Origin of the sequence: Streptomyces venetus (assembly GCF_039540295.1) — a bacterium.
Classification (GTDB): Bacteria; Actinomycetota; Actinomycetes; order Streptomycetales; family Streptomycetaceae; genus Streptomyces; species Streptomyces venetus.
In genome coordinates this window covers 1-23,339 of sequence record NZ_BAABET010000018.1, presented here as the reverse complement: position 1 = coordinate 23,339, position 23,339 = coordinate 1, and the positions used below count along the sequence as shown (strand labels likewise).

Here is a 23,339-nt window from a genome sequence, read left to right as displayed (position 1 = left end):
GGTAGTGGTGGACCGCTCGCGGGATGGGATGGTCGTGCTGGAGGGAGCGGCAGAGCGCTCGGGTCGCCCTGTCCTTGCAGCGGTGAGTTGCTCGGCCCCCTAGCAGTAGGCTGCCCTCCGCCGGGACCGGACGAGTGTGGTGGTTGCGCGGGCATAAGGCCCCTCTACGCTGCCTGTTAGTCCGAATTTCAATGCACTGCACAGTAGTTGTGGCAGAAGCGCAAACTCCTGTCCACTGGTTGGTGGCTGCATGGCGTGACATGTGGTGTTGCCTGGCCGGACTGTGACGCTGCTACGCAGCCAATCTGTAGGGACGGGTGACACAGCCAACCGCAGGTTGACGTCAGCGTTGCGCACTCGCGCCACCTGCCCCATAGAGAGAGCTGCTTGCGTGCTGCGGCAGCGGTGCGAAGAGCACAGGCGTCGGCAGCGGTAGCGCGTGACTTGAGCATCGGCACCACGCCGACACCTGCTCGTCCTCGCACTCGACGACCGCCAGCGGGCCGTTCTCGAAGCGGGGGTCCACGGCGGCCGCCGTGGTGGTCTTCTTCGCTGCCGCGTTCTTCCCGGCGCCGCGAAGACGACGGCCTGGTCGTGCTCGCCGCCGGGCGGGCAGGAGCCTTCTCGGCCGCCGAGGGTGACGGAGCGGGGTCGGCCGGAGCGGGCAGCGAATGTCTCCGGTACAACGGGCTCACGGGGCGCCTCGGTCTCGGGGGCGGGAGGTGTTCGGTCAGTTTCTCCAGGAACCGGGCGTAGCTGGCGCGCTGCGGGGCTGCGGCTCGGTCCGACCGGCCTCCCAATTCACGGCGCGTACTCCTTGTATGTTCCTCACTGGCAGCATGCGTGGCAGCGCCTATCGTCCACGCGGTGCAGGCACTCGGCGACGGTGTGGTCGCGGCGGGCCCAGTCGCGGATGGCCAGATCGATGGGCAACAGGCGGTCGCTGGAGCGGTTACGTCCTGGTGAGTCCCTGCGGGAAGTCGAACACCCCATCGGGGTCGTAGTCGTGGGCAACGGAACGCAGACGTTGCAGATTCGGGCCGTAGTAAGCCTGCGCCCAGTCCGGCAGGGCCGGGTCGATGTAGTTGACGTAACCGCCCCCAAAGCCCAGGGAGGCCAGCCCTGCCACGACATCGCGGACAGTGCGCGTCACTTCGGCCTCGGATGCTGCTGTGGCGCTCGCGTAGATCTGCGCGGTGGCGAATGCTTTGCGGTGCGGAAACGCGGTCTGCTGGACGCCCACGTCCGCTACTGCGCCCCCCAGCGGGTCGAGGATGATCGACACGCCTGGGCGCCCGACGAGCAGGCTGGCCACGGCGTCCGGGGAAGACGCCTGCTCGCTCAGGATCCGTGACGAGGCGACGAAGGACTGCCGCTCGGGACTCCCGGAGAAGAAGCGCATGGCACTGAAGAACTCCCGATCCTGGACCGTCCGACGGTTGGGCAGGACACCGGAACGTGAGATCAGGTCGTCCAGCAGGGGGTTGCAGGAACTGCTGGGCCCGACGAAGCAGCCGGCCACCCGGCAACTCGGCACGTCTCCACCCGTCATGTTGCAGTTCGCCCACAGCTCGCGGGGTGCGGCTGAGATCCATGACTGCCACGCGCTCAGCACCTCGGGCACCTTGCCCGGCGGGAAGCCGACCACGAACACCGTCAGTGCCGGAGCCGGATCGGTGGCGAACGTGAACTGCGTGACGATCCCGAAGTTGCCACCGCCTCCGCCGCGCAAGGCCCAGAACAGGTCCGGGGTCCGAGCGGCGGAAACTGTAAGGGTTCTTCCGTCGGCGGTGACCATCTCAGCGCCCACGAGGTGATCACAGGTGAGCCCGAACCTGCGCTGCAGCACACCGATTCCACCTCCCAGGGTCACTCCCGCGATACCGACGGTGAAGCAGGACCCCGCGGGCAGGCAGCGGTTCGCCTGAGCGACACCGCCGTAGACATCCCGCAACGGCGCCCCCGCGCCCATGGTTGCAACGCCGTTCGACTGGACCTCCACGGCCGACATGCGCCGCAGGTCAAGGGTGAGACCACCGTGCGGCGCCGAGTAACCGACATAGGAGTGGCCACCGCTGCGAGCGGCCAGAGGAACGTGGTTCGCGGCTGCCCGCACCGCTTCTCTGACGTCGGACGTCGACTCGCACTGCGCCACCGCGACGGGTACGTGATCGTCATTGAGGGGGTTGAACACTTTCCGGGCGTCCTCGAAGCCTGGATCTCCCGGCCGCAGCAGCGCTCCACGCATCCGCTGGCGCAGACGGTCCCAGTCCACCTTCGCCCCGCGGTGGGCGGCGCTGGACGCGGCGTGCGCTGCCCTGCCTTCGGTGCCGACGGTGGGCGCATGGAACAACCGATTCCGCGCCATGGTCACCATCTCCTCCGACACACTTCAAGTAAGTGGCTGGGAGTCTGATTTATGGCGATATGATCACGTTAACACGTGGTGAATGCCGGCTCCAGTTGAGCACCGAGACGAGCTGCACTTGAGCGTTCAACGCATCTGGCCTGCCCACGCGCCCAGCGCCGTTGTGAGGGCGACTCTGGGCTCTTGTGGAGGCGTTCTCAGGTCTTGGCCATGTCCACGAATCGCGAGTAGTGGCCCTGGAAGGCGATGGTGACGGTTCCTGTGGGCCCGTTGCGGTGCTTGGCCACGATCAGGTCGGCTTCTCCGGCGCGCGGTGACTCCTTCTCGTAGGCGTCCTCGCGGTGCAGCAGCATGACCAGATCGGCGTCCTGCTCGATGGAGCCGGACTCACGCAGGTCTGAGACCTGAGGCTTCTTCTCGGTGCGCTGCTCGGGTCCGCGGTTGAGCTGAGAGAGGGCGATCACCGGGATCTCCAGCTCCTTGGCGAGCAGCTTGAGGCTGCGGGAGAAGTCGGAGACTTCCTGCTGGCGGCTCTCGGGCCGGCGGGAGGCGCCGGACTGCAGGAGCTGGAGGTAGTCCACGATGAGCAGGTCTAGGCCCTTGGCCTGCTTGATGCGGCGGGCCCGGGAGCGGATCTCGGTCATGGTCAGCTCGGGTGAGTCGTCCACCAGCAGCGGGGCCTGCTCGATGGCCTGCGTGCGCTTGGCCATGCGGTCCAAGTCATCTTCGGTGACCGATCCGGCGCGGATGTGGTGCAGAGCTACCCGCGCTTCGGCGCTGTAGAGCCTCTGGAGGATCTCCCCGCGGCCCATCTCCAGCGAGAAGAAGACGGAGGTCTTGCCGTGTTCGATGGATGCTGCGCGGGCGAAGTCCAGGGCGAGGGTGGACTTGCCCATCGCCGGGCGGGCTCCGATGACGATGAACTGGCCGGGCTGGAGGCCGTTGGTCAGCGCGTCCAGGTCGATCAGGCCGGTGGGCAGGCCGGTCATCACGCCGGTGCCCTTCATCCGGGCATCGAGGTCGTCCCAGAAGCCGGGTACGTCTTCGCGGACGTAGACATAGCCGGCGGTCTGCTCGCGGGTGGCCAGAGCGTCCAGCACTTCGGCCTCGACGGCACTGCGGACGTCGTCCAGCTCGCCCTGTGCGGAGTAGCCGAGCTGCGTGATCCGGGTGCCTGCCTGAACCAGGCGACGCAGCACGGCCTTTTCGTGCACGATCTCGGCGTAGTAGGCGGCGTTGGCGGCGGTCGGAACGGTCTGGACCAGGGTGTGCAGGTAGCTGGCGCCGCCGACCTTGGCGAGGTCGCCGCGCTTGGTCAGCTCCGCGGCGACGGTGATGGGGTCGACCGGTTCCCCCTTGCCGTACAGGTACAGGATCGCGGCCTGGATCGTCTCGTGAGCGGGCTTGTAGTAGTCCCGCTGCTGCATCGGGGTGTCGAGCACGTCAGCGATGGCTTCCTTGGTCAGCAACTGGCCGCCGAGTGAGGCCGCCTCCGCGTCCAGGTCGTGCGGCGGGACGCGCTCGAAGTCGCTCCGGCCGCCGCCCTGCCGCTCAGTTTGGGCTGGGACGATGGTCATACGGATCTCCTGGTGATCTGTCTTTGGCAGCCGAATCGTGACGGGACCAGACCGCGGCAGAGATGTGAGGGCAGGTCAGCTGGACGTGCCCGAAGCACCGGCGCGCAGTCGGGCGAGCAGCTCGGCTCCATTCGCCGGAGCAGAACCGGAATCCACAGACTGACTCCGCCGACGCTCTTCCAGGCGGCAGGGGGAGCAGTCACCATCAGGGAAGTTCGGATGCCTGGTGCACATGGCTGCGGTCGAGTCAGGGCGAGGGCACCCCTGCTCGAGAACCACGCCGTACAAGCGCAGATCCTTGATCCACTTCGGCAGGATGTGAGCGGGAGACCTCGCACCCTCGGTGTTGCGCAGAATGTCCCGCTCCAACAGCTGCTGATCCACCTCATGGATCGAAGGCCAGCCCAGCTCCCGCATCTCCTGCAGCAGCAACGGTGCGTTCTTGCGCGCGGTCGCCCGCCCGGCCTGCCACGGCTTGCGCAGCATCTGCAAGAACCGCTCAGCAGCCGCCACCTCTTCCGGAGTGAACGCCTCCTCCTCCCGCTGTGACGGAAGCGACCCCGAAGAGTCAGTGAGGGGGTAGGGGGAGGAGGTATCCACCTCCTCCGGGGGGTGTGGGGGGTGGACACCGGATCGCGGGTTTTCCGCATTCTGGCTCTGACCAGGCGAAACGCGGGTTTCCCGCTTGGCTTTGTTCACGTGTAGAACGGACAGCACTTCGACGTCGGTTCGGGAGGGCAGGCAACACATCAGCCGCGAACGGCCCACGGCCGCCCTCGTGGACCGCCCTTTCGACCACGTCCTCACCGTTGACCCAGAACCGCAACTGGGCAGCGAACCGGGGTCCCGGCGGCAACACCCGGATCTCCAAACCATCGAACATCAGACCACCCGATGGGGCGCGTTGGCGCACCGGCCGTGCCGTCCCCATCCGGCGTGCCTTCGTCCAGGATGCCGATCCCGGCCTCCGCCTGGTCACCCGGCCCGGACCGTTCTCCAAGATGCTGCGCAGTAACGAGCGGCTGGACCTTTTCCTCCTGATCCACTGCGTCACCGCGCGCGCCGACTGGGGCGTCGCTCACCGGTCCGAGACCTGGGGCCCGCGCCGCGGGAATCTCCTTCGCCACCAACGGCACGGCGAGCGCCGCAGTCTCCCGGCACCTGCACAAGCTCAAGGAACTGAAGCTGATCAGCACCGAGCCGCACGGCCGGATGACGAAAATCACCAAGTTGCTCGAGGACGGCTCCGGCGACCCGTACACGCTGCCGTCGGGCGACAAGACGGGCTCCCGCAAGAGCACGCTCTCGATGCCGGCGAAGACGATGCTGCTTATCCTCATGAGCCAGCGCAGCCCGTCCTTCGCCCTGCACAAGGCCAGGGAGTACGCGCTCTGGTACGGGGTCTCCCCGTCAACGGTTGGGCGCGGCATCGAGGAGCTGAAGAAGAAGCGCCTGCTGTACGAGTTCCTCTCCGAGCAGCAGTTGGACGGCTTCTCCGTCTTCGGGCAGAGCACGCATGTCCGCTGGGCTCTCGCCGCGCCGTTCGACCTGAACGTCAACAAGACGGAGCGCGAGGCGGCAGAGGCCGCCTGGACTCCTGAGGGCTCGCCCGCACCGCGCTGCGGATCGGCTCCCGTATCCCCGCGCTCTCGGGGGCCGCGATTCCGCGATGAGCACCGCCGGGGCGCTACGGCCCCGGCCCCACGACTCCCGGCCCGGCGCACCCGGGTCGGGCGCGGTGCAGGCCGCCGTCCTGCAAACGGGCGACGGCCCCCTGTTCCAGCAGGGAGCCGCCCAGTGAAGAAACCGACAGTCACTCCCCAAGGAGGCACCATCAGCATGGCCAACGAGCCTAAGGGCACCGACCGGCCGGCGTCGACCCAGCATCATCAGGGCCACGGCAAGCTGCGTCACATCTGGTCCGAGATCCGGACCCGGCTGCGGCAGCTGCTGGACGGCGGCCGCCGCCGTCGCCTGCGCGCCCTCGCCCGTACGGCGGGCTACGGCATCGTCCGCGGCGCCGCCGGCGCCGTGGGCGCGAGCGGGACCGGGTGGATCATCTGGTGGATCCAGCAGCGCTGACCCGGCGCCCCCGCTGATCCTCTCTCCCCGAGCTGGTGGTCCCGGTCCCGAGCCGGGGCCACCTGCGGAGCACACGCCGGTCGGTGACGGCTCAGCGCCACCTATAAGGCTGTCGTCCAGCTCACCGAGCCGACAGGGTCGTAGACCACCGGTGGATGGGAGTCTTAGCGATCTTCGACGATGAAGCACGCCCGGCGACGGTTCAGCAAGCACCGCGGCTTACAAGATGTTCGCCCAGGCCGCCGTCCTGCTACTGCCGGCCGGGCCCATGCTGGTGGTTTGCGCGACACCCCTGTCCGCCCAGGACATAGCGCGGGCCATGACCGATGCACTGTCCGAGTCCGAGCACGAACCCGCCCGGACCCTCGCCAATCTCCTCGCCGAACAACTCGGCGAGGAGCACCCCCTGGTGCGCTGCACCCGCTACGGCATCGCCTTCCACCACGCAGCGCTTCCCACCGACGTACTCGAAGGCGTCGAAGACGCCCTGCGCAACGGCGTTCTGAAAGCTGTGGTCAGCACTACCACCCTGACCGATAGGGTGAACCTGCCCGTGCGTACCGTGGTCATCCTGGCCGGCCTAGAATCCGCTGACGGCGATGGTGGCAGTGGCGCGCCCCGAGCCTCGATGCAGCGAAGCTCCTCAACGCCGTCGGACGGGCTGGAGGAGCTGGGCGGGAAACCGAAGGCTGGATCTTCCTCGCTCTCAACCGCAAGAGCGACGGCAGCGACCATGCCCTGTTCACCCCTTCCCCCGACGATCTGCAGGTCCACTCTTCCCTCACCAGCGCCCGGGCCCTAGCCGACCTCGCTGAAGCCGAAGATCTGATCGCCCGCAGTGCCGACGGCCTGATGAACATCTCCAACACCATCGCAAGCGACTTCATCAGCTACGTCTGGCTCGCCCTGGACATCCACGACCACATCACCTTCGACGGCAGCCCGCTTCAGGCCGTGGACCGGCTGCTGGCCATGGAACAGCTCAGCACCGAGGACAAGGCCCGCTGGCAGCGGCTGGCCCAGCGCACCCAGCGGCGCTACGACGCGACCCCTCCGGGGGTGTGCCGACGCTGGACCACGACGGGGACCAGCCTGCCCAGCGCCCGCGCCTTGGACGAGCTGGCGCGACGCCTGGCCGAACGCGTACAGCGCGACGCCAACCCCGATCCCTTCGGCATGTCGAGCGCCCAAGCCCCCATGTCTCTCTCGCTGGAGAGCACCTTCAGCGTCCTCGACCAGGAGGGCGCCTTCCAGACGCTCCTCACACTGCCCGAGCGGGAGAAGCCCTGGGGCTTCTACAACCAGCGACGGGGCCGCCGACAGGAGATCCACGTCGACCTGCACGCCGCGATGCGGGACTGGATCGCTGGGACGCCCATTCCCGAGCTCGCTCGTCGGTGGCTGCCCAATGTCGCCGTCGACTGGCGCTAGGAGCAGACCGTCAAGAACATCAGCCAGATCTTCGAGCACTACCTGTCCTGGACCCTGGGCGCACTGGTCCATCTCACCAACGATCATCTCGCCAAGCTGGATGCCACTGTGCAACTTCGGCCCGACGCTCCGTGGTGCCTGCGGTACGGGGTCGACACCGTGCAGGCACTGCCCTGCTCACCTCTGGACTGCACTCGCGCACGCTCGCCCACGCCATCGGCCAACAGGCCAACGCCGAGCTGATCACCACCTCCGGGATCCGATCCTGGCTCGCCAATCAACACATCACGGGCTGGCGCGAGCGCTACCGTCCAAGCGACCTCGGTCTAGAAGACCTCATCGAGTACGTCCGCGGCCACGGACGTAGCCTTCTGAGTCGGCTGCTGGCCGACGGCACGATCGAACTCAGCGTCATGCCCCACGAGGATGCCTGGCTATGGTCAATCGGAGTCGTGCATTTCGATTGGGCCGAGTCCGGGCCTGCACGTGCCATCACCGTCGTGGACAGCAACGGCACCCCCCTGGCGCGGGTCCGTGCTGAGAACCACGCCGACCTCACCGCGATCCTCCGTAGTGGTGTCCCCCTGGACGCCCATCTCGAAGACGCCCAACTGCGCATCACCCGGACCGGGCCAGATGACTAGATGATCAATTCGACACTGGGGCACTCCTGGCCGCCCGCTACTGCTGATCACCTACTTTCGGATGCCCCACCTTCCTCGGGTGCGTGGATGACCAGGGTGCGGTCGGAGTCGTAGAGCTCGTATTCGAGGTTGCCGGTGACCAGGCCGTCGGTGGTGCCGTAGTAGCCGAAGGTGGGGTGTGCGGTGAAGACGAAGCCGGTGGGTGCGCTGAAGCGCGGGGTTGACCGGCTGGTTGCTGGAGGCGAGCAGGCGCAGGTTGAAGCTGGTGGACTTGCCCGGGGCGACCTGGGGCCTGGTCTCCTGGTAGACGAACAGTTGGGTCTCGTCGCCGGCGGGCTGGGGGACGACGAGGGTGATGGGCAGGGTGTAGGTGTTGTCCTTGAGGTTGAGGTCGCCGTCGCACTGGATTTCCAGGGTTGCCTCGTAGATGCCGCCCGGGGTGTCGTCGAGGGCGCGGACGCGGAAGACGCCGTCCAGGGAGGCTCCAGCGGCCGCATTTCGATGCCGGTGAAGGTGTGGGTCAGGCGGCCGCCGACCGCGTCGGGGCCGTCGAACGCCGGCCAGGGCAGATCAGGGTTGTCCATGAAGCAGGCGCACGTGAGGCTCCATCTGCCCACAGGGGCCCGACGATCTGGTTCCGTAGTTGCAACGCCTGTGGCGGTCGGACGACGTCGTCGCCGGCATTTCGGGGCGGCGCCGGGTGCGCCGAACAGGTCTCCCTAGTGTCGAGTGCCGTCGGGGGGTCGCAGGGCGGCGTGCGCGCTGGCACAGTGGGCGGCCTGCTAACCACCACAGAACTGGAGAACACCGCAGCGACACGGTTGGCAGAAGAGGAGACCGAGGACCTCCTCGACACCTTGCTCGGCTGGTCGTCGCAGGTAGGCCCTGACCCGAACCTCGCGGCCACCCGTGAGGCGGTACAGATGCTCGCCTGGCCGATCAGGTGCGAGTCGGCCAGGGTCCCGTGATTGCTGCGGGGCACAATGCGCGGGTGGATTCGGTGACGGCGGTGGCATTGATCGGAGTCGGCGGCACTGTGATCACCGCGTTGAGCGGTGTGGTCGGCTCGGTCCGGACGGCTGGGATCGGTAGCCGCGGCAATGCGTCCCTAGAGGACCGGAAGTCGAGGCGGGCCGCCTATAGTGCCTGCGCCGCGGCCCTCCTCGTGCAGCGGGATGCGGCCCTGCGGCTGATGAACGACCTGGACGTCCAGGACCTGGATGTGGAGACGGCGAAGGAGAAGGTGGCGCAGGCACAGGCGTTGCGCCACGACGTCGGGCCGACAGTGGGCGCCGTGGTGGTCGAGGGACCCGATTCCGTGGCGGATGCGGCGGAGGCAGCGGCATTCGAGCTCAACAGGTGGCTGGATGATTTGGCCTGGTGGGTTGAGCTGGGACGGCCGCACGAGAAGCGCCGGGTCGTAGAGCTGGGCGCTTCTAGCTCAGTGGACAGGGTGGGCTACTTAATGGCTGTGTGCCGTGAGGCGTTACATCCGGACGAGGGGGGCCAGCGACGACAAGGCAGGCGGCTGCCGATGCGCTGGGACATGGGTCGGAATGACGAGCCGGACGGGAACTGAACTGCGCATCTCGTGCAGCTGGTCGGCGACGCCGCAGCAGGAGGCTTCCCGTCGTTACGTCAGACTCCTCGGCAACTGAAAGCGCCACGGAAAGAAGCAAAAGGCGGCGGCAAGCATCGGGCGTCCTTCCCAAACGCCCTGCCGGTCACCCAGCGTTCTTCGGTTGGGGCGGCTGTGCCGCCCCAACCGAAGACGCGCAAGATTCGCGGGTCAGGAGTAGTCGCCGTGTCCAGCCCTACGCAGGATGTCGCGTTCCCGGCCGGTCTGGGTGTCGAGTGAGTCCTCGTGGTCGATGACGATCGTGTCGTTAGCCGGCTGGGCTCGTACCTGGCGCCCGTAGGTGTCTGTCGCCTTCACCAGGAGAACGTCCTGGTGTGCGGCGGGCCAGCTCTGGATCAGGTACGACTCCACCGCTTCGTCCAGCGTCGTCTGGTCGACGGCCCTGTCCCGGCCGCGCGCGTGGACGCGCAGCCGGTACGAGCCTGGTCCGTCGGACGCCAGCGAGGGCAGATCCGCCGGGTCGTCCATATAGGGCGTCACGAGCAGTTCCCCGGACGGGGAGTTGCATGAGATCTCAGCGATCTCCTCCCAGTCCTGGGCGGGATCGGGCCGCTTCGAGTGCGGCTCGACGGTGACGTGGACGTCTCCGGTGTGAATCCCGGTTCTCACCTCGATGGCTCCGCCGTCGGCGGACACCAGGCCAGTGTGGCTTGCGTCCAGGTCGTCGGCCACAGGCCCTTGCGGGTCCGTGATCTGGAAGAGGTGGTACTCAACGTCCACCAGCGCCGTGCCTGGAGGTGTTGACTCGTTCACGGTGTCCTCGTCTGGTCTCATCTGGCTGGGGTTACCTGATCCATACCAGGAACCGGTCCCCTTCCAGGACGCGGCTGTAGGTGTAGAAGCCCTTGAGGGCCTTGCCCGCGTCGGTGTTCTGCCTGGCATTGACCATGCGGCGGCTGAAATCACCGCCGCTGTGCTTCGCGCCTTGCCAGGTGCTGGCGAAGGGGTACTCGTCGCAGGACTTTCCCGGCGGGCGCACAAGGCTCGACGGGCACGCCTTCTCCCTGTTCTCCTTGATCTTCCTGCGGTCGGTCAGCCGGGTCAGGTAGTTCGTCGTGCCGTACTTGCCCGGCAGGCCGGCGGACTGGGCGTCCTTGACGTGCTTGGCGACCTCCGGCCACGGCCCGGTCTGGCTGTAGCTGAGCACCGGCACAGCCTGCAGGTTTACGCAGCCGACCTGGCGGGGAGCACCAGGCAGTGCGTTGTCGCATCGGACGTCCACGGTGGAATGCTTCGTCGGCTCTGACGGCGCCACCCACTCCGGATTGGTGAACGTCCAGGAGGCGACGCTCCGGCCCGTTCCCCGCTGCTTGGCGGCAGCGGTGTTGATGGTGGTGTCCATGAAGAACTGCCCGTAGGGCTCGGCGCTCCTGGAGATCGTCTGCACCGGGAAGCTCTTCTTCACAACCTTGCATTTGCCGACGCAGGAGGCGCTCCCGGACGCCTTTGTGCCGTTCACTCCCCGCCCCCACCGGGACGACTCCAGCAGCCTCACCTGGTAGGCCCAGGTCTTGGAGTCGCGGGCCGAGAAGGAGTAGCCGACGACGAGGTACTTGATACCGCCGACCTTGCGGCCCGTGCGCACGTCGATGGCGTTGACCTCAGCGCGCCAGATGCCGCAGCCACGCATGCGCTCGATGTACCAGGTGTTGTCCACGCCGGCGTCGATGCACCACTTGGGTTCCTTCCAGGGCCTGGGCCTGGCTGCCGCGGCCGCAGTGTCCGGCTCGTCGCCCGGTGCATCCGCGGGGGCTGCGTCTTCCTCGGTGGTCTGCGGGGTGGCTTCCGATCCGGCCTGGGCAGCGCCCGGTTCGGCCGCCAGGAGGGCTGACTCAGCCGCAGATGTGTCGGCAGGAGCCTCGAGTTGGGACAGAACAGCCTGTTCGTCGGAGTTGAGCTCGACGGCCGGCTCCAGGGACGACGCGCAGGCCGCGTACTGCGCGCCGGGAATCCCGGCAGCGTCCTTCACTCGCTGATCGCAGGTGGCCTTGTGGCCAGCGGCCAGCCCGACGCGCTCTCCGTCCTCCGCGGCTTCCGGGGCCGCCGCCGGTTCCCCTGCCGTGCTGTCAGCGCCCAGGGCGAGGTCTTCCGCCGACGGTGCGGCGTCCGGGTCGTCATCGACGTCTTCCGACGCCGGTGACGCCTCATCAGCAACTGGATCAGTTGCGGTTACACCCGTGGTTAGCGAGGTGTCCGCACCCGTTTCCCGCTCGCCCGCCGCCTGCGCGACGCCCAGATGACCGCCCAGCAGCCCCAGCGTCACAGCCCCCACGGCGAGCAACGATCTCGGTCTCAAGTTGTAACCCCCTGTTTGGTCAGAACAGCGCGAACCCACCCACTCATGTGGCATGTCCGCGCCGGGTCGATCCGATCAAAACACAGAGCACTGGCAGTCGAGCAAGGGAGTATGCGTCCACGGAAAGCGAGTCAGATGCCGGCCGCCGTGGGCGCCTGGGTGGGGTCGGCCAGTTCGAAGCGGCTGAGCCCGCGGATGACCGCCGGGGATGATGTCGCCAAGTGGGTCGATGCTGCCCGGTTGGCCGGCGTCTTGGGTAAGGTGGGCGGCGAGGATGCCGACGAGGAAGACGGTGCCGCGGGCCACTTCGTCGCGCCCGTATAGGTCCATAGCGGCTTGGAGGCGCTGCTGTGTCTGGTGGCGTTGCTCGGCGGAGGTCTCGTTGTCCAGGAGCCGGCAGGTCTCCCACGCTGCGCGTACGGCTTCGTCGGCGACGGTGGCGTCACGGGGCATGGGCTGACGGTTGCGATCAGGTCGAGTGCTGTGCGTATCCCCAGGTGGTGGCCGTAGCAGCAGTCGGGCGCCGGGGCCCGGCGGGTCAGCAGTCCAGGTGCGGCTCGAGGATCCCGACGGTCGCGCCACGGTGCCGGGGCACCAGTCAGGGCGTGTCGCCGGAGTAGTAGAAGCGGCAGCTCACACCCGGGCCCCGCGTACGCGCCTCGCCGGGGCGCGGGTCGTACAGGGCGCGGCCGCCGGGAACCGCCCGAGCTCGGTGGACAGGGCCACCCCGTCGTCGACTTCCACGGTCCGCCATCCGTGGATGTCCAGCAGCAGGCCGTCCAGCGGTCCGCCGTACCCGTTCGGAGTAGGTCCGGTGCGGCAGCGGACCGGGGTTGAGGTCGTCGTGGTCGTGGCCGTAGACCCGGCCGTTCAGCAGCTGCTCATCGCAGTTCATCCGACCAAGCGTTGCAGCCGCCACCGACAACCCGGGCTTGCATAAGCGGCCGCGCGGGGCGGCGCGAAGGGGTGGGTCGGTCGGGGGCTGGCACGGTGTCCTCGTTCCTCCGGCCTGCTGGCCGGGTCGGCAGTCGTCCGGCCCGCGCGCGGATGTGCGCACGGGCCGGGGCCACCGTGAGGAAGGACCCCTTGTCCGCGGTCTGACGACCAGACCCGGCAGGTGTCCGTTTTCGCCTTGACCAACCCTTGCAGGGTGAGTTTGTCCGTGGCCGACGTCACACCGCCGGGCCGAGTTCAGCGGCGGGACGGGTGCTGGACGGCGAGGCTCCGCGCCGCCAGTCCGAGGGCTTCTGGCCGCGGAACGTCTCGCCGCTCTCGATCCGGGCCTTGTTCCGGGCGAACTCCCGCTCGGCTGCCGACATCTGCCGGGGCGCGCAGGCGGGGTGCCCCCAGTGGTCGGTCACCTTCGTGAGGTCCTCGCCCTTGGCGTAGTCCTTGAAGCAGGCCGGGCAGATGCCCGGGTACGCGGCGCGTACCGAGCCGCGCGGTAGCGGCACCGCTTCCTTCGCCGCCGGCTTCTTCGCGGCCGGCTTCTTCGCGGCCGGCTTCCCGCCGCCCGCCTTTTTCTTCGCCGCCTGTGCCCGCTTGATCGCCTCGCGCTGCGCGCAGGTTTCTCCAAGCATTGTTCAAGGCTGCCCCGGCACGGTGAGAGCACAGCAGCCGAACCACTCGAAAGGCAGGTAAGCATGGGTAAGGTGCGCAAGGCGGTGTCGGTTCTCGCTCTCTCAACCGCTGTGCTGACCGGCACCGCCAACGGTGCCGGCGCAGCCGGTAGCTCCCCTACAGAAACGGGGCCGTGCACTGTGTCCGGCGCTTTCTGCGCGACCAGCGACAACGGTGGCCCCCGCATCGTCCTGTACTGCGGTATGTCCCAGCCCGTGTACGCCACGTGGACCGGGGGTGGTTACTGGAACAACCGACTCCCCAGGAACGGCGTGGTCAGGATGTTCGACGAGACCACCGTGAAGTACGTAACGCCGCCCAACTACGGTCCCGTCAGGGGCAACTGGGGCCCCATCTACAGTCTCCGCGCCGACTGCTGAAGCCCGGTGCGGGGCGGCGCCGTTGTCTGCATCCCCGGCCCGCCTACCTTGAAGCCTCCGCCGGCGGTTCCGTGGGCGGAGGCTAATGGTGTTAATAGCTCGTGCCCGGTGTCCGGTTACGCTCTGCGCCCGTGCCGCACATTCGAGTCCGAGGCAGGCGAGTTGCTAGATGACCGGTGACGGCTTTTCTGGTCAATGGTTGGGCTGGCCTCTTTTGGTCCGTTTCGTGTGCTGGTGCGGTCGGGCGGTATGTGCGCTTTGGCGGGGGCGTGGGGCGCGCGCCCCGGCAGATATCCTGCCCGAGCCCGACTTCTGCAACATCCAGCCGTCCACGGCACGTCGTCCAGGTCCAGCAAGTCCGCGCGGCACAACTCGGACAATAGGGCGGCATGCAACCTTGGCCTGACGTCGGCCGTAGGGACATCGCGCCAGGCGACACCGGTCCGCAGCACGTACATGACTCCCGCGAGAGCCGCCCGGTCTGGAACACGCAGTCGCCGGGATAGCGCTGCCGCCGCTCGTGAGCAGGCGGCAACAGCGGAGCCACCCGCTCCCACAGGGCCATCCGGAACAAGATCAGCACGCACCCAAACACCTTTTTGGAACGAACAGTTAGGGAAGTCCTGAATCGACATGGCAGCGGAACCGAACGGCGGGTATACAGATGACCGCTGATCGGAGGCGGGGATGACGCTGCGGTTCGGAGTTCTGGGTGCCGTCACGGCCTGGCGGGACGGGACGTCGGCGGATGTGGGTCATGCCCTACAGCAGCGGGTGCTCGCTGCTCTCCTCGTCGATGCAGGGCACGCCGTTCCCGCGGATCTCCTGATGGACCGCGTGTGGGGTACACACGCACCGAGGCGCGGCCGGGAGACCCTATACGGGTACATCTCCCGGCTCAGGCGGGTGCTGTCGCGGCTGAACGCTGTCACCATCGAGCGTTCCTCTGCCGGCTACCGTCTCCCCGTCGATCTGCACCAGGTGGACATGCACCAGTTCCGTCACCTAGTGGGCCGAGCACGTGAGCAGGGCGATGTCGGGCAGGCGGCAGCCCTGTGGGAGAAGGCACTGGGGTTGTGGCGCGGGGAGGCGTTCACGGAGATCGACACGCCGTGGTTTGTTGGTCAACGCAGCTTTCTCGACCGTGAACGACTGGCCGCTCAATTGGACTTGGTTGACTCCCGCCTCCGCATGGGCGAGCACGACCGCATCCTGGCCGAACTCGTCCTCCGGGCCGACGCCCAGCCATTGGACGAGCGTGTTGCAGGTCAGCTCATGCTCGCGTTATATCGCAGCGGGCGCAGTGCCGATGCTCTGGCGCACTACCAGACGGTCCGAGGGCGGCTGGTGGAGGAGTTGGGCACCGAACCCGGACCTGCCCTGCAACGCCTCCACCAGCGCATGCTGACAAACGATCCCCTGCTCGATCCGAGAGAGACAACGCGCATCGCCTCTCCGGACAAGCCGGTACTAGCTGCTGTCCCACGTCAGCTGCCGGCCCCACCCGCCCTCTTCGTCGGCAGAGAGAACGAATTGGCCGCCTTGGACGTTCTGCTCGACGGTACCCCGGGCCGGGACAGCGCACAGCGTGTGGCCACCATCGTGGGCGTCGGCGGCGTCGGTAAGACCTGGCTGGCCCTGCACTGGGCTCACCGGCACCTCGGAAACTTTCCCGACGGCCAGCTGTACGTGAACCTCCGCGGTTTCGACCCGTCGGCCGAGCCGCTGCCCGCGGCGGTGGCGGTGCGCGGCTTCCTCGACGCCATGGGCGTGGCTGCGCAGGCGGTGCCCGCGCGGTCGGACGCACAAGCCGCGCTGTACCGGTCGCTGACCGCCGACCGTCGGATGCTCATTGTTCTGGACAACGCCCGTGATGCCGAGCACGTGGCTCCTTTGCTGCCCGGCGGTCCGGCGTGCGCCGTCGTTGTCACCAGCCGTAACCGGCTCCCCGGACTCATCACCGCACACGGTGCCCGTCTTGTGCCTGTCAACGTGCTCTCGGACGCCGATGCCCGTGACCTCTTCGTCCGCCATCTCGGCGGCCTATACGCACGAGGAGAACGGGAGGCTGTCACCGACGTGCTCCGGCACTGCGCGGGCCTGCCCCTGGCCCTGGCCATCACCGCTGCTCGTGCTTCCAGCCAGCCCGCTTTCTCCCTTGGGGTTCTGGCCGACGAGCTGTGCCAGGAGTCCGGCCGACTCGACGCCCTGGACGCCGGCGACATCACCAGCAGTCTGCGTGCTGTGTTCTCGGCCTCATGCAAGGCGCTGACCCCGGCGGCTGCCGACAGCTTCTTCCTGCTGGGTCTCGTCCCGGGCCCCGACATCAGCGTTGAAGCCGCCGCACACCTCTTCGGCTGCCGACGCCCCCATGCGGGGGCGCTGCTCCGGGAACTGGAGACCGCCCACCTGATCCAGCAGCACGTACCGCACCGCTACCAGCTCCACGACCTCCTGCGCCGGTACGCTACGGAACAAGCCCAAGACGGTTCCCCAGCACGTCCCCAGGCTGTACATCGAGTGCACAACTTCTACCTGCGGACGGCCCGTACGGCAGCGGAAGCGATGCAGCCCGAAACGCTGCGTCTGCCACCGCCACAGCAGGAGGTGTCAACCGCCGACGTATCGACCTTCGCTGACAGTGCCACAGCCATGCGATGGCTCGACGCCGAATGCGCCAACTTGGTGGCCACTGTCATCAGCACCGCCGTGACCGGCCCGCGCAATACCGCTTGGCTGCTCGCCGACGTCCTCACCGGGTACTTCTCCGCGCGTATGAACGCCGCCGACTGGCAGAGCACCGCCGAGGCCGGCCGGCGCGCCGCCGAGACCGACGGTGACTGTCAGGCCCAAGCCGCTGTCGAGTTCAGCATCGGCCGTCTGTACACCCGCCAGGCCCGGTATGAACAGGCCGGCCGTCATCACGCCCGAGCACTGGCCCATGCCATCGACGGCGACTGGACCGACGGGCAAGCCCTGGCACAAAACTACCTCGCGGCGACGCGCTGGCGTACCGGCCGCCTCACCACCGCCTTCGACCTGCTCTCGCGCTCCCTGCGCATCAACCGGACCACCGAATGGGGGCGCCTGTTCGGCCAGGCTCACACCCTGCTCCTGCTGGGATGCGTGCTGTCGGAGCAGGGCATGCTGCACGCGGCCACCGACCACGCCCTACAGTCCCTGGCCCGATACCGTCAGGCTGGCTCCCCCGCCGGCACCGGCATGGCCCTCGGAAACCTCGGCGAATACCACCTGCTTCAGGGAAACCTCGACGAAGCACTCGACCAGATCACTCGTGCCCGCGCTATCGAGGAACGGATCGACCAACGGCCCACACCGGACACCTTGCGCCTGCTCGCCGGAGTGCACCGGGACGCGGGCCGACTCGACCAGGCCCTCTCCATCGCGAAGAAAGCCGTCGGCATCGCCGACGCCCACGGCGACCTCCGCTCGCAAGCCGACACCTTGAACATGCTGGCCGCAGTGCACCACCGCCGAAGCGACCCTGGTCGGGCCCTCGTCCACTACCGGCGGGCCCTGCGCCTGGCCCAGCAGACGAGCCCCTACGTGGAGACGGAGATACACATCGGGCTGGCGACCGTCCTCACCGTCCTCGCACAACACAGTCAGGCCCGCCACCACCTCACCACGGCCCTGGAGCTCACCCGCCGCAGCGGATACCGCATGCTCGAAGGACAGGTCCTCACCGCACTCACCGCCCACCACCTCGCCCGGGACGAACGCGAACCCGCCGCCCGACACGCTTACCACGCCTTGCACATCCACCAGGAGACCGGTCACCACCCCGGTGCCCGCCACACTCGTCAGCTCCTCGCCCGCGCTGTCGCATCGGCGCCCGACTCCACGTAGCCGCACCCGGTGGACAGGACCGGGATCTTCTTCGGGTCCACGAGTGTTCAGTGCCTCGCGTTCGGCTCGCAGCGCACCAGCCCGCCCAGCCACTCCTGGAAGTGAGGTGTGTCACGGTCTGCTGCGCCTCGATGTCCAGTACGGCGTTCAGCGACGACGTGACGGCGCCGCGCTGGGGCTCGGTGTAGAGGACGAAGTTCAGGTAGCCCTTCGTCGGATCGGTCAGGTTCGGGCCGCGGGCTTCGTAGGGCAACGTGGCGCTCCAATCCGGGCGCCGGGCGGCCGGGGCGCGGCTGCGGGAACGGTGAGGTCAGCCGACGCGGTGTTCCCGGCGCAGGGTGAGGCCGCGGTTCAGGAACTGTGCGGTGTCGTCCGGCCCGAGCCCGACGGCGCGGGCAACGGCGGTGCCTTCGTCGTCGCGGACGAAGGCGAGCAGGATCTTGCGGCTGGCGGGGTCGGTCACGACCCGGCGGGCGGCTTCGACGGTGTGGGCGACGCAGCCGGTGGTGCCGTCTTCGACGATGTCCCGGCGCGTGCTGTCGTCCCAGACGTTCAGCTGGAGGTTGGCACCCTCGGTGGAGCAGTCCTCCTTGGAGTCCGCGCCCAGGACGCACCGCCCGAGCATCGCGGCGTGGGCGTGACGCTGGAGGTAGACGGCGGTTCCCAGGAGCCGGTCGACCTCCTTCGCCGCGGTCTCGCGGGCCTTCTCGGGGCTGACGAGCGAGGTCTTCGTCCACGCCCGCAGACCGCAGTCACCCACTCAACACCGCCGTCAGAGCGTGCACAGGGGGGCGGTGATCTTGTCGGTAATGTTTCTGGTCAGCGAATCCGTCCAGCGGGGTCCGCGGACGTGTTGGCCTTTCGTGGGTGGAGGGTCAGGCGGGGAGGGCCTCAATGCGGGCGGGCACGTGCTTGTGCCACGGGACGCCGGCGATGGGGTCGCGCCTGCGCAGGTCGGTGAGGGTGTTGAGGGCGACACCAGTGCGTTCGGTCCCGCCGTTGCCGGTGGGCAGATCGAGACCGAAACCGTTGGGCAGGGCGGCGTGCCCAGCCTGCATGCGGTCGTCGATCTCGACGGTGGCGTTTGCCGTGCCGCGCTCGGTGGTGATCCGGGCCGGGGCACCGTTGTCGAGTCCGAGCTGCTCAGCGTCGTGCGGGCTGATGCGCAGCGTGCCGCCCTTGTCGCGAAGACGCCAGGTGGTGTCGCGAATGATGGTGTTCGCGGTGAACGCACGCCGCTGTCCGGCGGCCAGAACGATCGGGAACTCCTCAGTGGTGTGCACGGCCGGAGTGGTGTCCAGGTCGGCGTGCAGGTCGAGCAGTTCGGGGATGGGAAGCGGGATGCGGTGGCCGGGATGCGGCACGTAGCCCCAGGCGTCGTCGTACTCGTCCTCAGTGAAGATGACTCCGGAACGGCCCTTGAGGATCGCTTCGAACAGGGCTTCCGCGTCGGCGTGCCCGGCGCGGCGCATGGCCTTGGGGTACTCCTTGGCGATGCGCTGGCAGAGCGCCCACAGCACAGCGGCGGAGCGGGCACCATGAGGCAAGGTGGGGCCGAGGGTTTCGTACAGCAGATACGGGGCCAACTTGATGGTGCTCTTGTCGAGAACAGCCAGGGCGGCGAAAGCGAGTTTGTACGGGGTGCGGCCGAGGCGGGCCGCGGCGCGCAGCAGGGAGAGGCGACTGCGGGGGACGGCACCGAGTTCCCGGACCAGGCGGGCGTAGATCTCGGGTTCGGTCAGCGTGCCGGGCAGCGGGTCGAGAACGGGGGCACGCAGGTGGAAGGTGTTGTGCGGGAACTCGAAGGTGAAGAAGGTCGCTTCCCACTTCTCGTACTGGGACGCGGCCGGCAGCACGTAGTCGGCCCGGCGCCCGGTCTCGGTCAGCGCGATGTCGATGACGACGACGAGGTCGAGCTTGTCGAGGGCCTTGGCGAAGGCGGCGGAGTCGGCAAGGGAGTGCGCCGGGTTGGATGACTCGATGACCATCGCCCTGAACCGGTCGGGATGGTCGTTGAGGATCTCCTCGGCGATGACGTTGCAGGGCACCAGGCCGCCGGGCATCCGCGCGCCGGTGACGGGGGTACGGCGCGGGCGGGTGCTGTAGCGGGCGAGCGGTACGACCCACGAGTGCGGCTGCATCGCGCCCTGCTTGGCGAAGTTGCCGGTCAGCAGCCAGATCAGCTTGTTGAGGTAGGAGACGAGGGTGCTGTTGGGGCCCTGCTGAACGCCCAGGTCCTCGTACGTCGAGACACTGGAGGCGGCTGCGATCCGGCGGGCCGTCGTGCGCAGGAGCTCCTCGTCCAGTCCGCACGTGGTGGCACAGTGAGCGACGTCCACAGCTTTCAGCTGCTCGAGTACGGTTGCTGCCCCGGTCGTGTGAGTGTCGAGGAAGGCGTGGTCGACGAGGTCCTCCTGGACCAGGACGCCCAGGATGCCGGACAGGCACCAGGCGTCGGTTCCGGGCCTGAGCTGAAGATGGATGTCGGCGAGGTCGGCCGTCTCGGTCCGCACCGGATCAATGACGATCATGGTGCGGGCAGGGTCCTTGGCGATGTCCTTGAGCACGGTGCGGGCCCGGGAGACCCCGTGGGTCTGCCAGGGGTTCTTCCCGATGAAGATCGAGACCTCGGCGTTCTCGAAGTCTCCCACGGTGTGACCGCCGGTCAGATGGGCGTCGACGAAGCCCTCGCCGGTCTTCTCCTGGGCCAGGGGGTTGGAGCGGTAGCGAGCGCCCAGGGCGCCCATGAGGGCACCGCTGTAGGCGCCGCCGAGGTGGTTGCCCTGGCCTCCGCCACCGTAGAAGAAGATCGACTTGCCGCCGTGGGTGTCGCGCACCGACGCGAGCCGGGCGGAGATCTCGCGCACCGCGGTGTCCCAGTCGATGGGGGTGAAGCTGCCGTCCGCCTCTCGGCGCAGAGGCGTGGTCAGGCGTTCCACACCGTTTTGGTAGTGGTCAAGACGCAGGGTCTTGTTGCAGGTGTAGCCGATGGTGGCGACGTGTTCCTTGTCGCCACGGATCTTTGCGAAGCGCCGGCCGTCGGTCTGGATCTGGATGCCGCAGTTGTTCTCGCACAGAATGCACGCGGTCTTGTGCCAACTGGCAGTGTCGGCCTGGTCAGTCATGTGATTCCTCCTCGTCAACACCGCCAACCGTCTTGGCGCGGGCGCCCGCCGCCCCGGGACGGGGCGGCGGCGGGTGGGGACGTGCGGACCGTGAGGTCAGCCCATCGGGTTGGTGGTGTCGCGCAGCGTGGCCAGGGCAGGGGCGTACATGCGGGCCTTGATGGTGCCGAGGGTGTCGCCGGCCTTGTTCACCTGAGCCTGGGCGATCTCGATCGCGGTGGAGCGCACGGCCTCCTCACCGACCGCCTGGTCGACGATGCCGGCGGCCGCAGCGTCAGCGCCACCGTAGCGGCGGGCGGTGAGCATGGCAGCGTGGGCGGTCTGCGGCGCCAGCCGGGACTGGATGAGCGCGGCCATGCCAGGGGTGAAGGGGATGTTGATGTCCGCTTCGGGCAGGCACCAGTAGCCGCGGTCGGAGCGCATCACGCGGAAGTCGTGAGCGAGGGAGAACATCGCGCCGGCGGCAAACGTGTGCCCCTGCAGCGCGGCCACGGTGATGACCGGCAGCGACAGCATCCGCGCGAACAGTTCATGGACGGAGACGACGTAGTCCTGGTGCTGGTCGGCGTGGGCGAACAACCAGTCCAGATCGAGCCCGTTGGAGTAGAACTTTCCGGTGGCGGCGGTGACCAGGGCGCGAGGGCCTTCCTCCTTCTCCACCTCGTCGAGGGCGGCGCTGACGGCGGTGAGCCATTCGGGGTGGAAGCGGTTCTCACCGTCTCCCAGGTCGAGGACGAAGACGTTGTCCTGACGGTCGAGCGAGGGCATGGCGACTCCTTCGAGCTACGTAGATGAAGCGGCTGGGCGGCTGCGCGCTACGGCCGGGGACCGGATTCAGCACCGGGACGGTCGCGCAGGGCGTAGAGGAGCAGGTCGTGGATCTCGGCGGCTGCTGCCTCGATCGGGGCGGTGCTCTGCTCGGCCCGGCACATGATCACCGCGCCTTCGACCGCGGCGATGATGAAGGCACCGAGTCGGCGGCTGCGTTCCTCGCTCAGGCCGTGCCTCAGGAGGAGGGCCGCGAGGGCCTCCTGCCAGCGGGCGAAGACTGCGGCGGCAGAACGGGCAAGCTGGGGCGCATCGTCGTTGGTCTCCACGGCCACCGCCACGATCGGGCAGCCGGCCCGGAAGCCGCTCTCCACGAGTCGGTCACGCCACAGCAGGAAGAACGCGTCGACGGCCGCCACCGGATCATCCGCCTGCATGGCAGCGTCGATCAGCCCCGCGATGAAGTCCCCCGCCAGTGCCACCGCTTCGTCGATGAGCTGCGTCCGCCCGCCGGGGAAGTGGTGATACACCGAGCCCCGAGGAGCTCCGCTGTGGGCGAGCACCCGGTCGATGCTGGTCGCGCTCGCCCCGTACTCACGCAGCAGAGCGGCAGCACTGAGAATCATCCGGTCACGGCTGTCACTCCTCCGCGGGCTCATCCGCCCACCACCCTTCCGACGGCGACGTGGCCCGCCAGACGGGCTACCTATCGGTAACTTATGGGGTATGGCATAGAACATGCAAGAGGGATCTGGCGGCGGCTCACAAAAGAGCAGGTCGTCCCGATCAGCGACGAGGAGCTGCAGGACCTGCCGCTGCCGACGGCCAAGGCGATCGAGATCGTCGCGTTCATGCCGCTGGACTCCGTCGACCCCCTGAAGATCGGCGAGGGCTACTACCTGACGCCGAGCGGGCAGGTCGCCGCGAAGCCCTACAAGCTGCTGCGCATGGCCCTGGAGCGGAGCCGCAAGGTCGCCGTCGCGAAGTACGCCTGTCCGGCCGCGAGCGCCTCGGCCTGCTCCGGGTCCGCGAGGGCGCCATCGTCCTGCACGCGATGCGCTGGCCCGACGAGATCCGCTCGCCGGAGGAACTGCTTCCGCCGCCGGTCGAGCTGAGCGACGAGGAGCTCGACGGCGCGCTCACGCTCATGGACAACTGACCCGCGAGGACCTTGAGGGCGAGGAGTTCCAGGACACCTACACCGAGGCCCTTGAGCAGATCATCGAAGCCAAGCGGGAGGACCGCGAGCCGCCGAAACCGCGGGAGCTGGAGTCGAATGCCGGGGCAGATCGTCGACCTGATGGCCGCCCTGAACGAATCCGTGCAGCAGGCCCGGGCCTCGCGCGGCGAGGACGCCGACGTGCACGAGTTGCCGAAGAAGAAGAAGAAGACTGCGAAGAAGCAACCGGCCAAGAAGACCTCAGGGCGCCGGCCGCGCAGCGCTTAGACCTCGATGCCGAGCACCGTGTCCGGCCTGCACTTCGTACACGCCGGCACCCCAGCACACCCCGGTGTGTACGGCGACGATGTTGCGGCGAT

Annotated in this window: 19 protein-coding genes and 2 pseudogenes; 9 read left to right on the top strand and 12 right to left on the bottom strand. The window is 68.1% G+C overall.

Translation table 11 applies throughout. The features are described 5' to 3' along the window. Positions 1-952: 952 nt before the first annotated feature. The 3 genes from ABEA82_RS37500 to ABEA82_RS37490 all read right to left on the bottom strand — a co-directional run bounded on the left by ABEA82_RS37500 (position 953) and on the right by ABEA82_RS37490 (position 4,644). Positions 953-2,389, bottom strand: a complete 1,437-nt coding sequence (locus ABEA82_RS37500) for an FAD-binding oxidoreductase (protein ID WP_345666242.1) — start codon at positions 2,387-2,389, stop codon at positions 953-955. Between the two features lie 176 nt (positions 2,390-2,565). Continuing rightward, the gene (gene dnaB / locus ABEA82_RS37495) at positions 2,566-3,945 is read right to left on the bottom strand and encodes a replicative DNA helicase (RefSeq protein WP_345666241.1); all 1,380 of its coding nucleotides are present in this window, start codon (positions 3,943-3,945) and stop codon (positions 2,566-2,568) included. A gap of 75 nt (positions 3,946-4,020) precedes the next feature. Then, on the bottom strand, positions 4,021-4,644 hold the full coding sequence (locus ABEA82_RS37490; RefSeq protein ID WP_345666240.1) for a hypothetical protein: 624 nt from the start codon (positions 4,642-4,644) through the stop codon (positions 4,021-4,023). A 513-nt stretch (positions 4,645-5,157) separates the two neighbouring features. On the opposite strand from ABEA82_RS37490, the gene ABEA82_RS37485 reads away from it, so the two are divergent. The 6 genes from ABEA82_RS37485 (at position 5,158) to ABEA82_RS37460 (ending at position 9,681) form a co-directional block, all read left to right on the top strand. Further along, positions 5,158-6,027 (top strand): hypothetical protein, encoded by an 870-nt coding sequence (locus ABEA82_RS37485; protein ID WP_345666239.1) that lies wholly within the window; start codon positions 5,158-5,160, stop codon positions 6,025-6,027. 319 nt (positions 6,028-6,346) lie between these two features. Further along, on the top strand, positions 6,347-6,829 hold the full coding sequence (locus ABEA82_RS37480; protein ID WP_345666238.1) for a hypothetical protein: 483 nt from the start codon (positions 6,347-6,349) through the stop codon (positions 6,827-6,829). Positions 6,830-6,879: 50 nt separating this feature from the next. Then, positions 6,880-7,458 (top strand): hypothetical protein, encoded by a 579-nt coding sequence (locus ABEA82_RS37475; protein ID WP_345666237.1) that lies wholly within the window; start codon positions 6,880-6,882, stop codon positions 7,456-7,458. Positions 7,459-7,589: 131 nt separating this feature from the next. Continuing rightward, positions 7,590-8,102, top strand: a complete 513-nt coding sequence (locus ABEA82_RS37470; RefSeq protein WP_345666236.1) for a hypothetical protein — start codon at positions 7,590-7,592, stop codon at positions 8,100-8,102. 183 nt (positions 8,103-8,285) lie between these two features. Beyond that, positions 8,286-8,825: a hypothetical protein gene (locus ABEA82_RS37465; protein WP_345666235.1), complete on the top strand. Its 540-nt coding sequence runs from the start codon at positions 8,286-8,288 to the stop codon at positions 8,823-8,825. A 268-nt stretch (positions 8,826-9,093) separates the two neighbouring features. Then, entirely contained in the window at positions 9,094-9,681 is a 588-nt protein-coding gene (locus tag ABEA82_RS37460) for a hypothetical protein (RefSeq protein ID WP_345666234.1), read from the top strand. Between the two features lie 210 nt (positions 9,682-9,891). On the opposite strand, the gene ABEA82_RS37455 is transcribed toward ABEA82_RS37460, so the two are convergent. From ABEA82_RS37455 to ABEA82_RS37435, 5 genes and pseudogenes are all read right to left on the bottom strand, one after another. Continuing rightward, entirely contained in the window at positions 9,892-10,515 is a 624-nt protein-coding gene (locus tag ABEA82_RS37455) for a hypothetical protein (protein WP_345666233.1), read from the bottom strand. Positions 10,516-10,525: 10 nt separating this feature from the next. Continuing rightward, the gene (locus ABEA82_RS37450; RefSeq protein ID WP_345666232.1) at positions 10,526-12,013 is read right to left on the bottom strand and encodes a NucA/NucB deoxyribonuclease domain-containing protein; all 1,488 of its coding nucleotides are present in this window, start codon (positions 12,011-12,013) and stop codon (positions 10,526-10,528) included. Between the two features lie 622 nt (positions 12,014-12,635). Beyond that, positions 12,636-12,932: pseudogene (locus ABEA82_RS37445) on the bottom strand (hypothetical protein). Positions 12,933-13,209: 277 nt separating this feature from the next. Then, complete coding sequence (locus tag ABEA82_RS37440; protein WP_345666231.1) at positions 13,210-13,617, bottom strand: hypothetical protein; 408 nt, start codon at positions 13,615-13,617, stop codon at positions 13,210-13,212. 761 nt (positions 13,618-14,378) lie between these two features. Next, positions 14,379-14,672, bottom strand: a pseudogene (locus ABEA82_RS37435) (transposase); the annotation flags it as partial. Between the two features lie 52 nt (positions 14,673-14,724). Between ABEA82_RS37435 and ABEA82_RS37430 the strand changes: the two are divergent. Further along, a complete protein-coding gene (locus ABEA82_RS37430; protein ID WP_345666230.1) occupies positions 14,725-17,907 on the top strand; it encodes an AfsR/SARP family transcriptional regulator in 3,183 nt (1,060 codons plus the stop codon). Between the two features lie 310 nt (positions 17,908-18,217). On the opposite strand, the gene ABEA82_RS37425 is transcribed toward ABEA82_RS37430, so the two are convergent. From ABEA82_RS37425 to ABEA82_RS37410, 4 genes are all read right to left on the bottom strand, one after another. Next, the gene (locus ABEA82_RS37425) at positions 18,218-18,667 is read right to left on the bottom strand and encodes a hypothetical protein (protein WP_345666229.1); all 450 of its coding nucleotides are present in this window, start codon (positions 18,665-18,667) and stop codon (positions 18,218-18,220) included. A 115-nt stretch (positions 18,668-18,782) separates the two neighbouring features. Continuing rightward, a complete protein-coding gene (locus ABEA82_RS37420; RefSeq protein WP_345666228.1) occupies positions 18,783-21,032 on the bottom strand; it encodes a molybdopterin-dependent oxidoreductase in 2,250 nt (749 codons plus the stop codon). A 96-nt stretch (positions 21,033-21,128) separates the two neighbouring features. Further along, positions 21,129-21,800: an enoyl-CoA hydratase-related protein gene (locus ABEA82_RS37415; RefSeq protein ID WP_345666227.1), complete on the bottom strand. Its 672-nt coding sequence runs from the start codon at positions 21,798-21,800 to the stop codon at positions 21,129-21,131. Positions 21,801-21,847: 47 nt separating this feature from the next. Beyond that, on the bottom strand, positions 21,848-22,426 hold the full coding sequence (locus tag ABEA82_RS37410; RefSeq protein WP_345666226.1) for a TetR/AcrR family transcriptional regulator: 579 nt from the start codon (positions 22,424-22,426) through the stop codon (positions 21,848-21,850). 93 nt (positions 22,427-22,519) lie between these two features. On the opposite strand from ABEA82_RS37410, the gene ABEA82_RS38850 reads away from it, so the two are divergent. Next, complete coding sequence (locus ABEA82_RS38850; RefSeq protein WP_486389424.1) at positions 22,520-22,915, top strand: Ku protein; 396 nt, start codon at positions 22,520-22,522, stop codon at positions 22,913-22,915. 161 nt (positions 22,916-23,076) lie between these two features. After that, on the top strand, positions 23,077-23,247 hold the full coding sequence (locus ABEA82_RS38845; RefSeq protein WP_486389423.1) for a hypothetical protein: 171 nt from the start codon (positions 23,077-23,079) through the stop codon (positions 23,245-23,247). The last annotated feature ends 92 nt before the right edge of the window (positions 23,248-23,339 follow it).

What these genes read in the sequence shown, in the direction of transcription:
- dnaB (WP_345666241.1), bottom strand. Translation starts at nt 3,945, where the DNA reads ATGACCATCGTCCCAGCCCAAACTGAGCGGCAGGGCGGCGGCCGGAGC.
- ABEA82_RS37485 (WP_345666239.1), top strand. Translation starts at nt 5,158, where the DNA reads ATGACGAAAATCACCAAGTTGCTCGAGGACGGCTCCGGCGACCCGTAC.
- ABEA82_RS37480 (WP_345666238.1), top strand. Translation starts at nt 6,347, where the DNA reads ATGACCGATGCACTGTCCGAGTCCGAGCACGAACCCGCCCGGACCCTC.
- ABEA82_RS37475 (WP_345666237.1), top strand. Translation starts at nt 6,880, where the DNA reads ATGAACATCTCCAACACCATCGCAAGCGACTTCATCAGCTACGTCTGG.
- ABEA82_RS37455 (WP_345666233.1), bottom strand. Translation starts at nt 10,515, where the DNA reads ATGAGACCAGACGAGGACACCGTGAACGAGTCAACACCTCCAGGCACG.
- ABEA82_RS37440 (WP_345666231.1), bottom strand. Translation starts at nt 13,617, where the DNA reads ATGCTTGGAGAAACCTGCGCGCAGCGCGAGGCGATCAAGCGGGCACAG.
- ABEA82_RS37430 (WP_345666230.1), top strand. Translation starts at nt 14,725, where the DNA reads ATGACGCTGCGGTTCGGAGTTCTGGGTGCCGTCACGGCCTGGCGGGAC.
- ABEA82_RS37420 (WP_345666228.1), bottom strand. Translation starts at nt 21,032, where the DNA reads ATGACTGACCAGGCCGACACTGCCAGTTGGCACAAGACCGCGTGCATT.
- ABEA82_RS37415 (WP_345666227.1), bottom strand. Translation starts at nt 21,800, where the DNA reads ATGCCCTCGCTCGACCGTCAGGACAACGTCTTCGTCCTCGACCTGGGA.
- ABEA82_RS37410 (WP_345666226.1), bottom strand. Translation starts at nt 22,426, where the DNA reads ATGATTCTCAGTGCTGCCGCTCTGCTGCGTGAGTACGGGGCGAGCGCG.
- ABEA82_RS38850 (WP_486389424.1), top strand. Translation starts at nt 22,520, where the DNA reads ATGGGGTATGGCATAGAACATGCAAGAGGGATCTGGCGGCGGCTCACA.
- ABEA82_RS38845 (WP_486389423.1), top strand. Translation starts at nt 23,077, where the DNA reads ATGCCGGGGCAGATCGTCGACCTGATGGCCGCCCTGAACGAATCCGTG.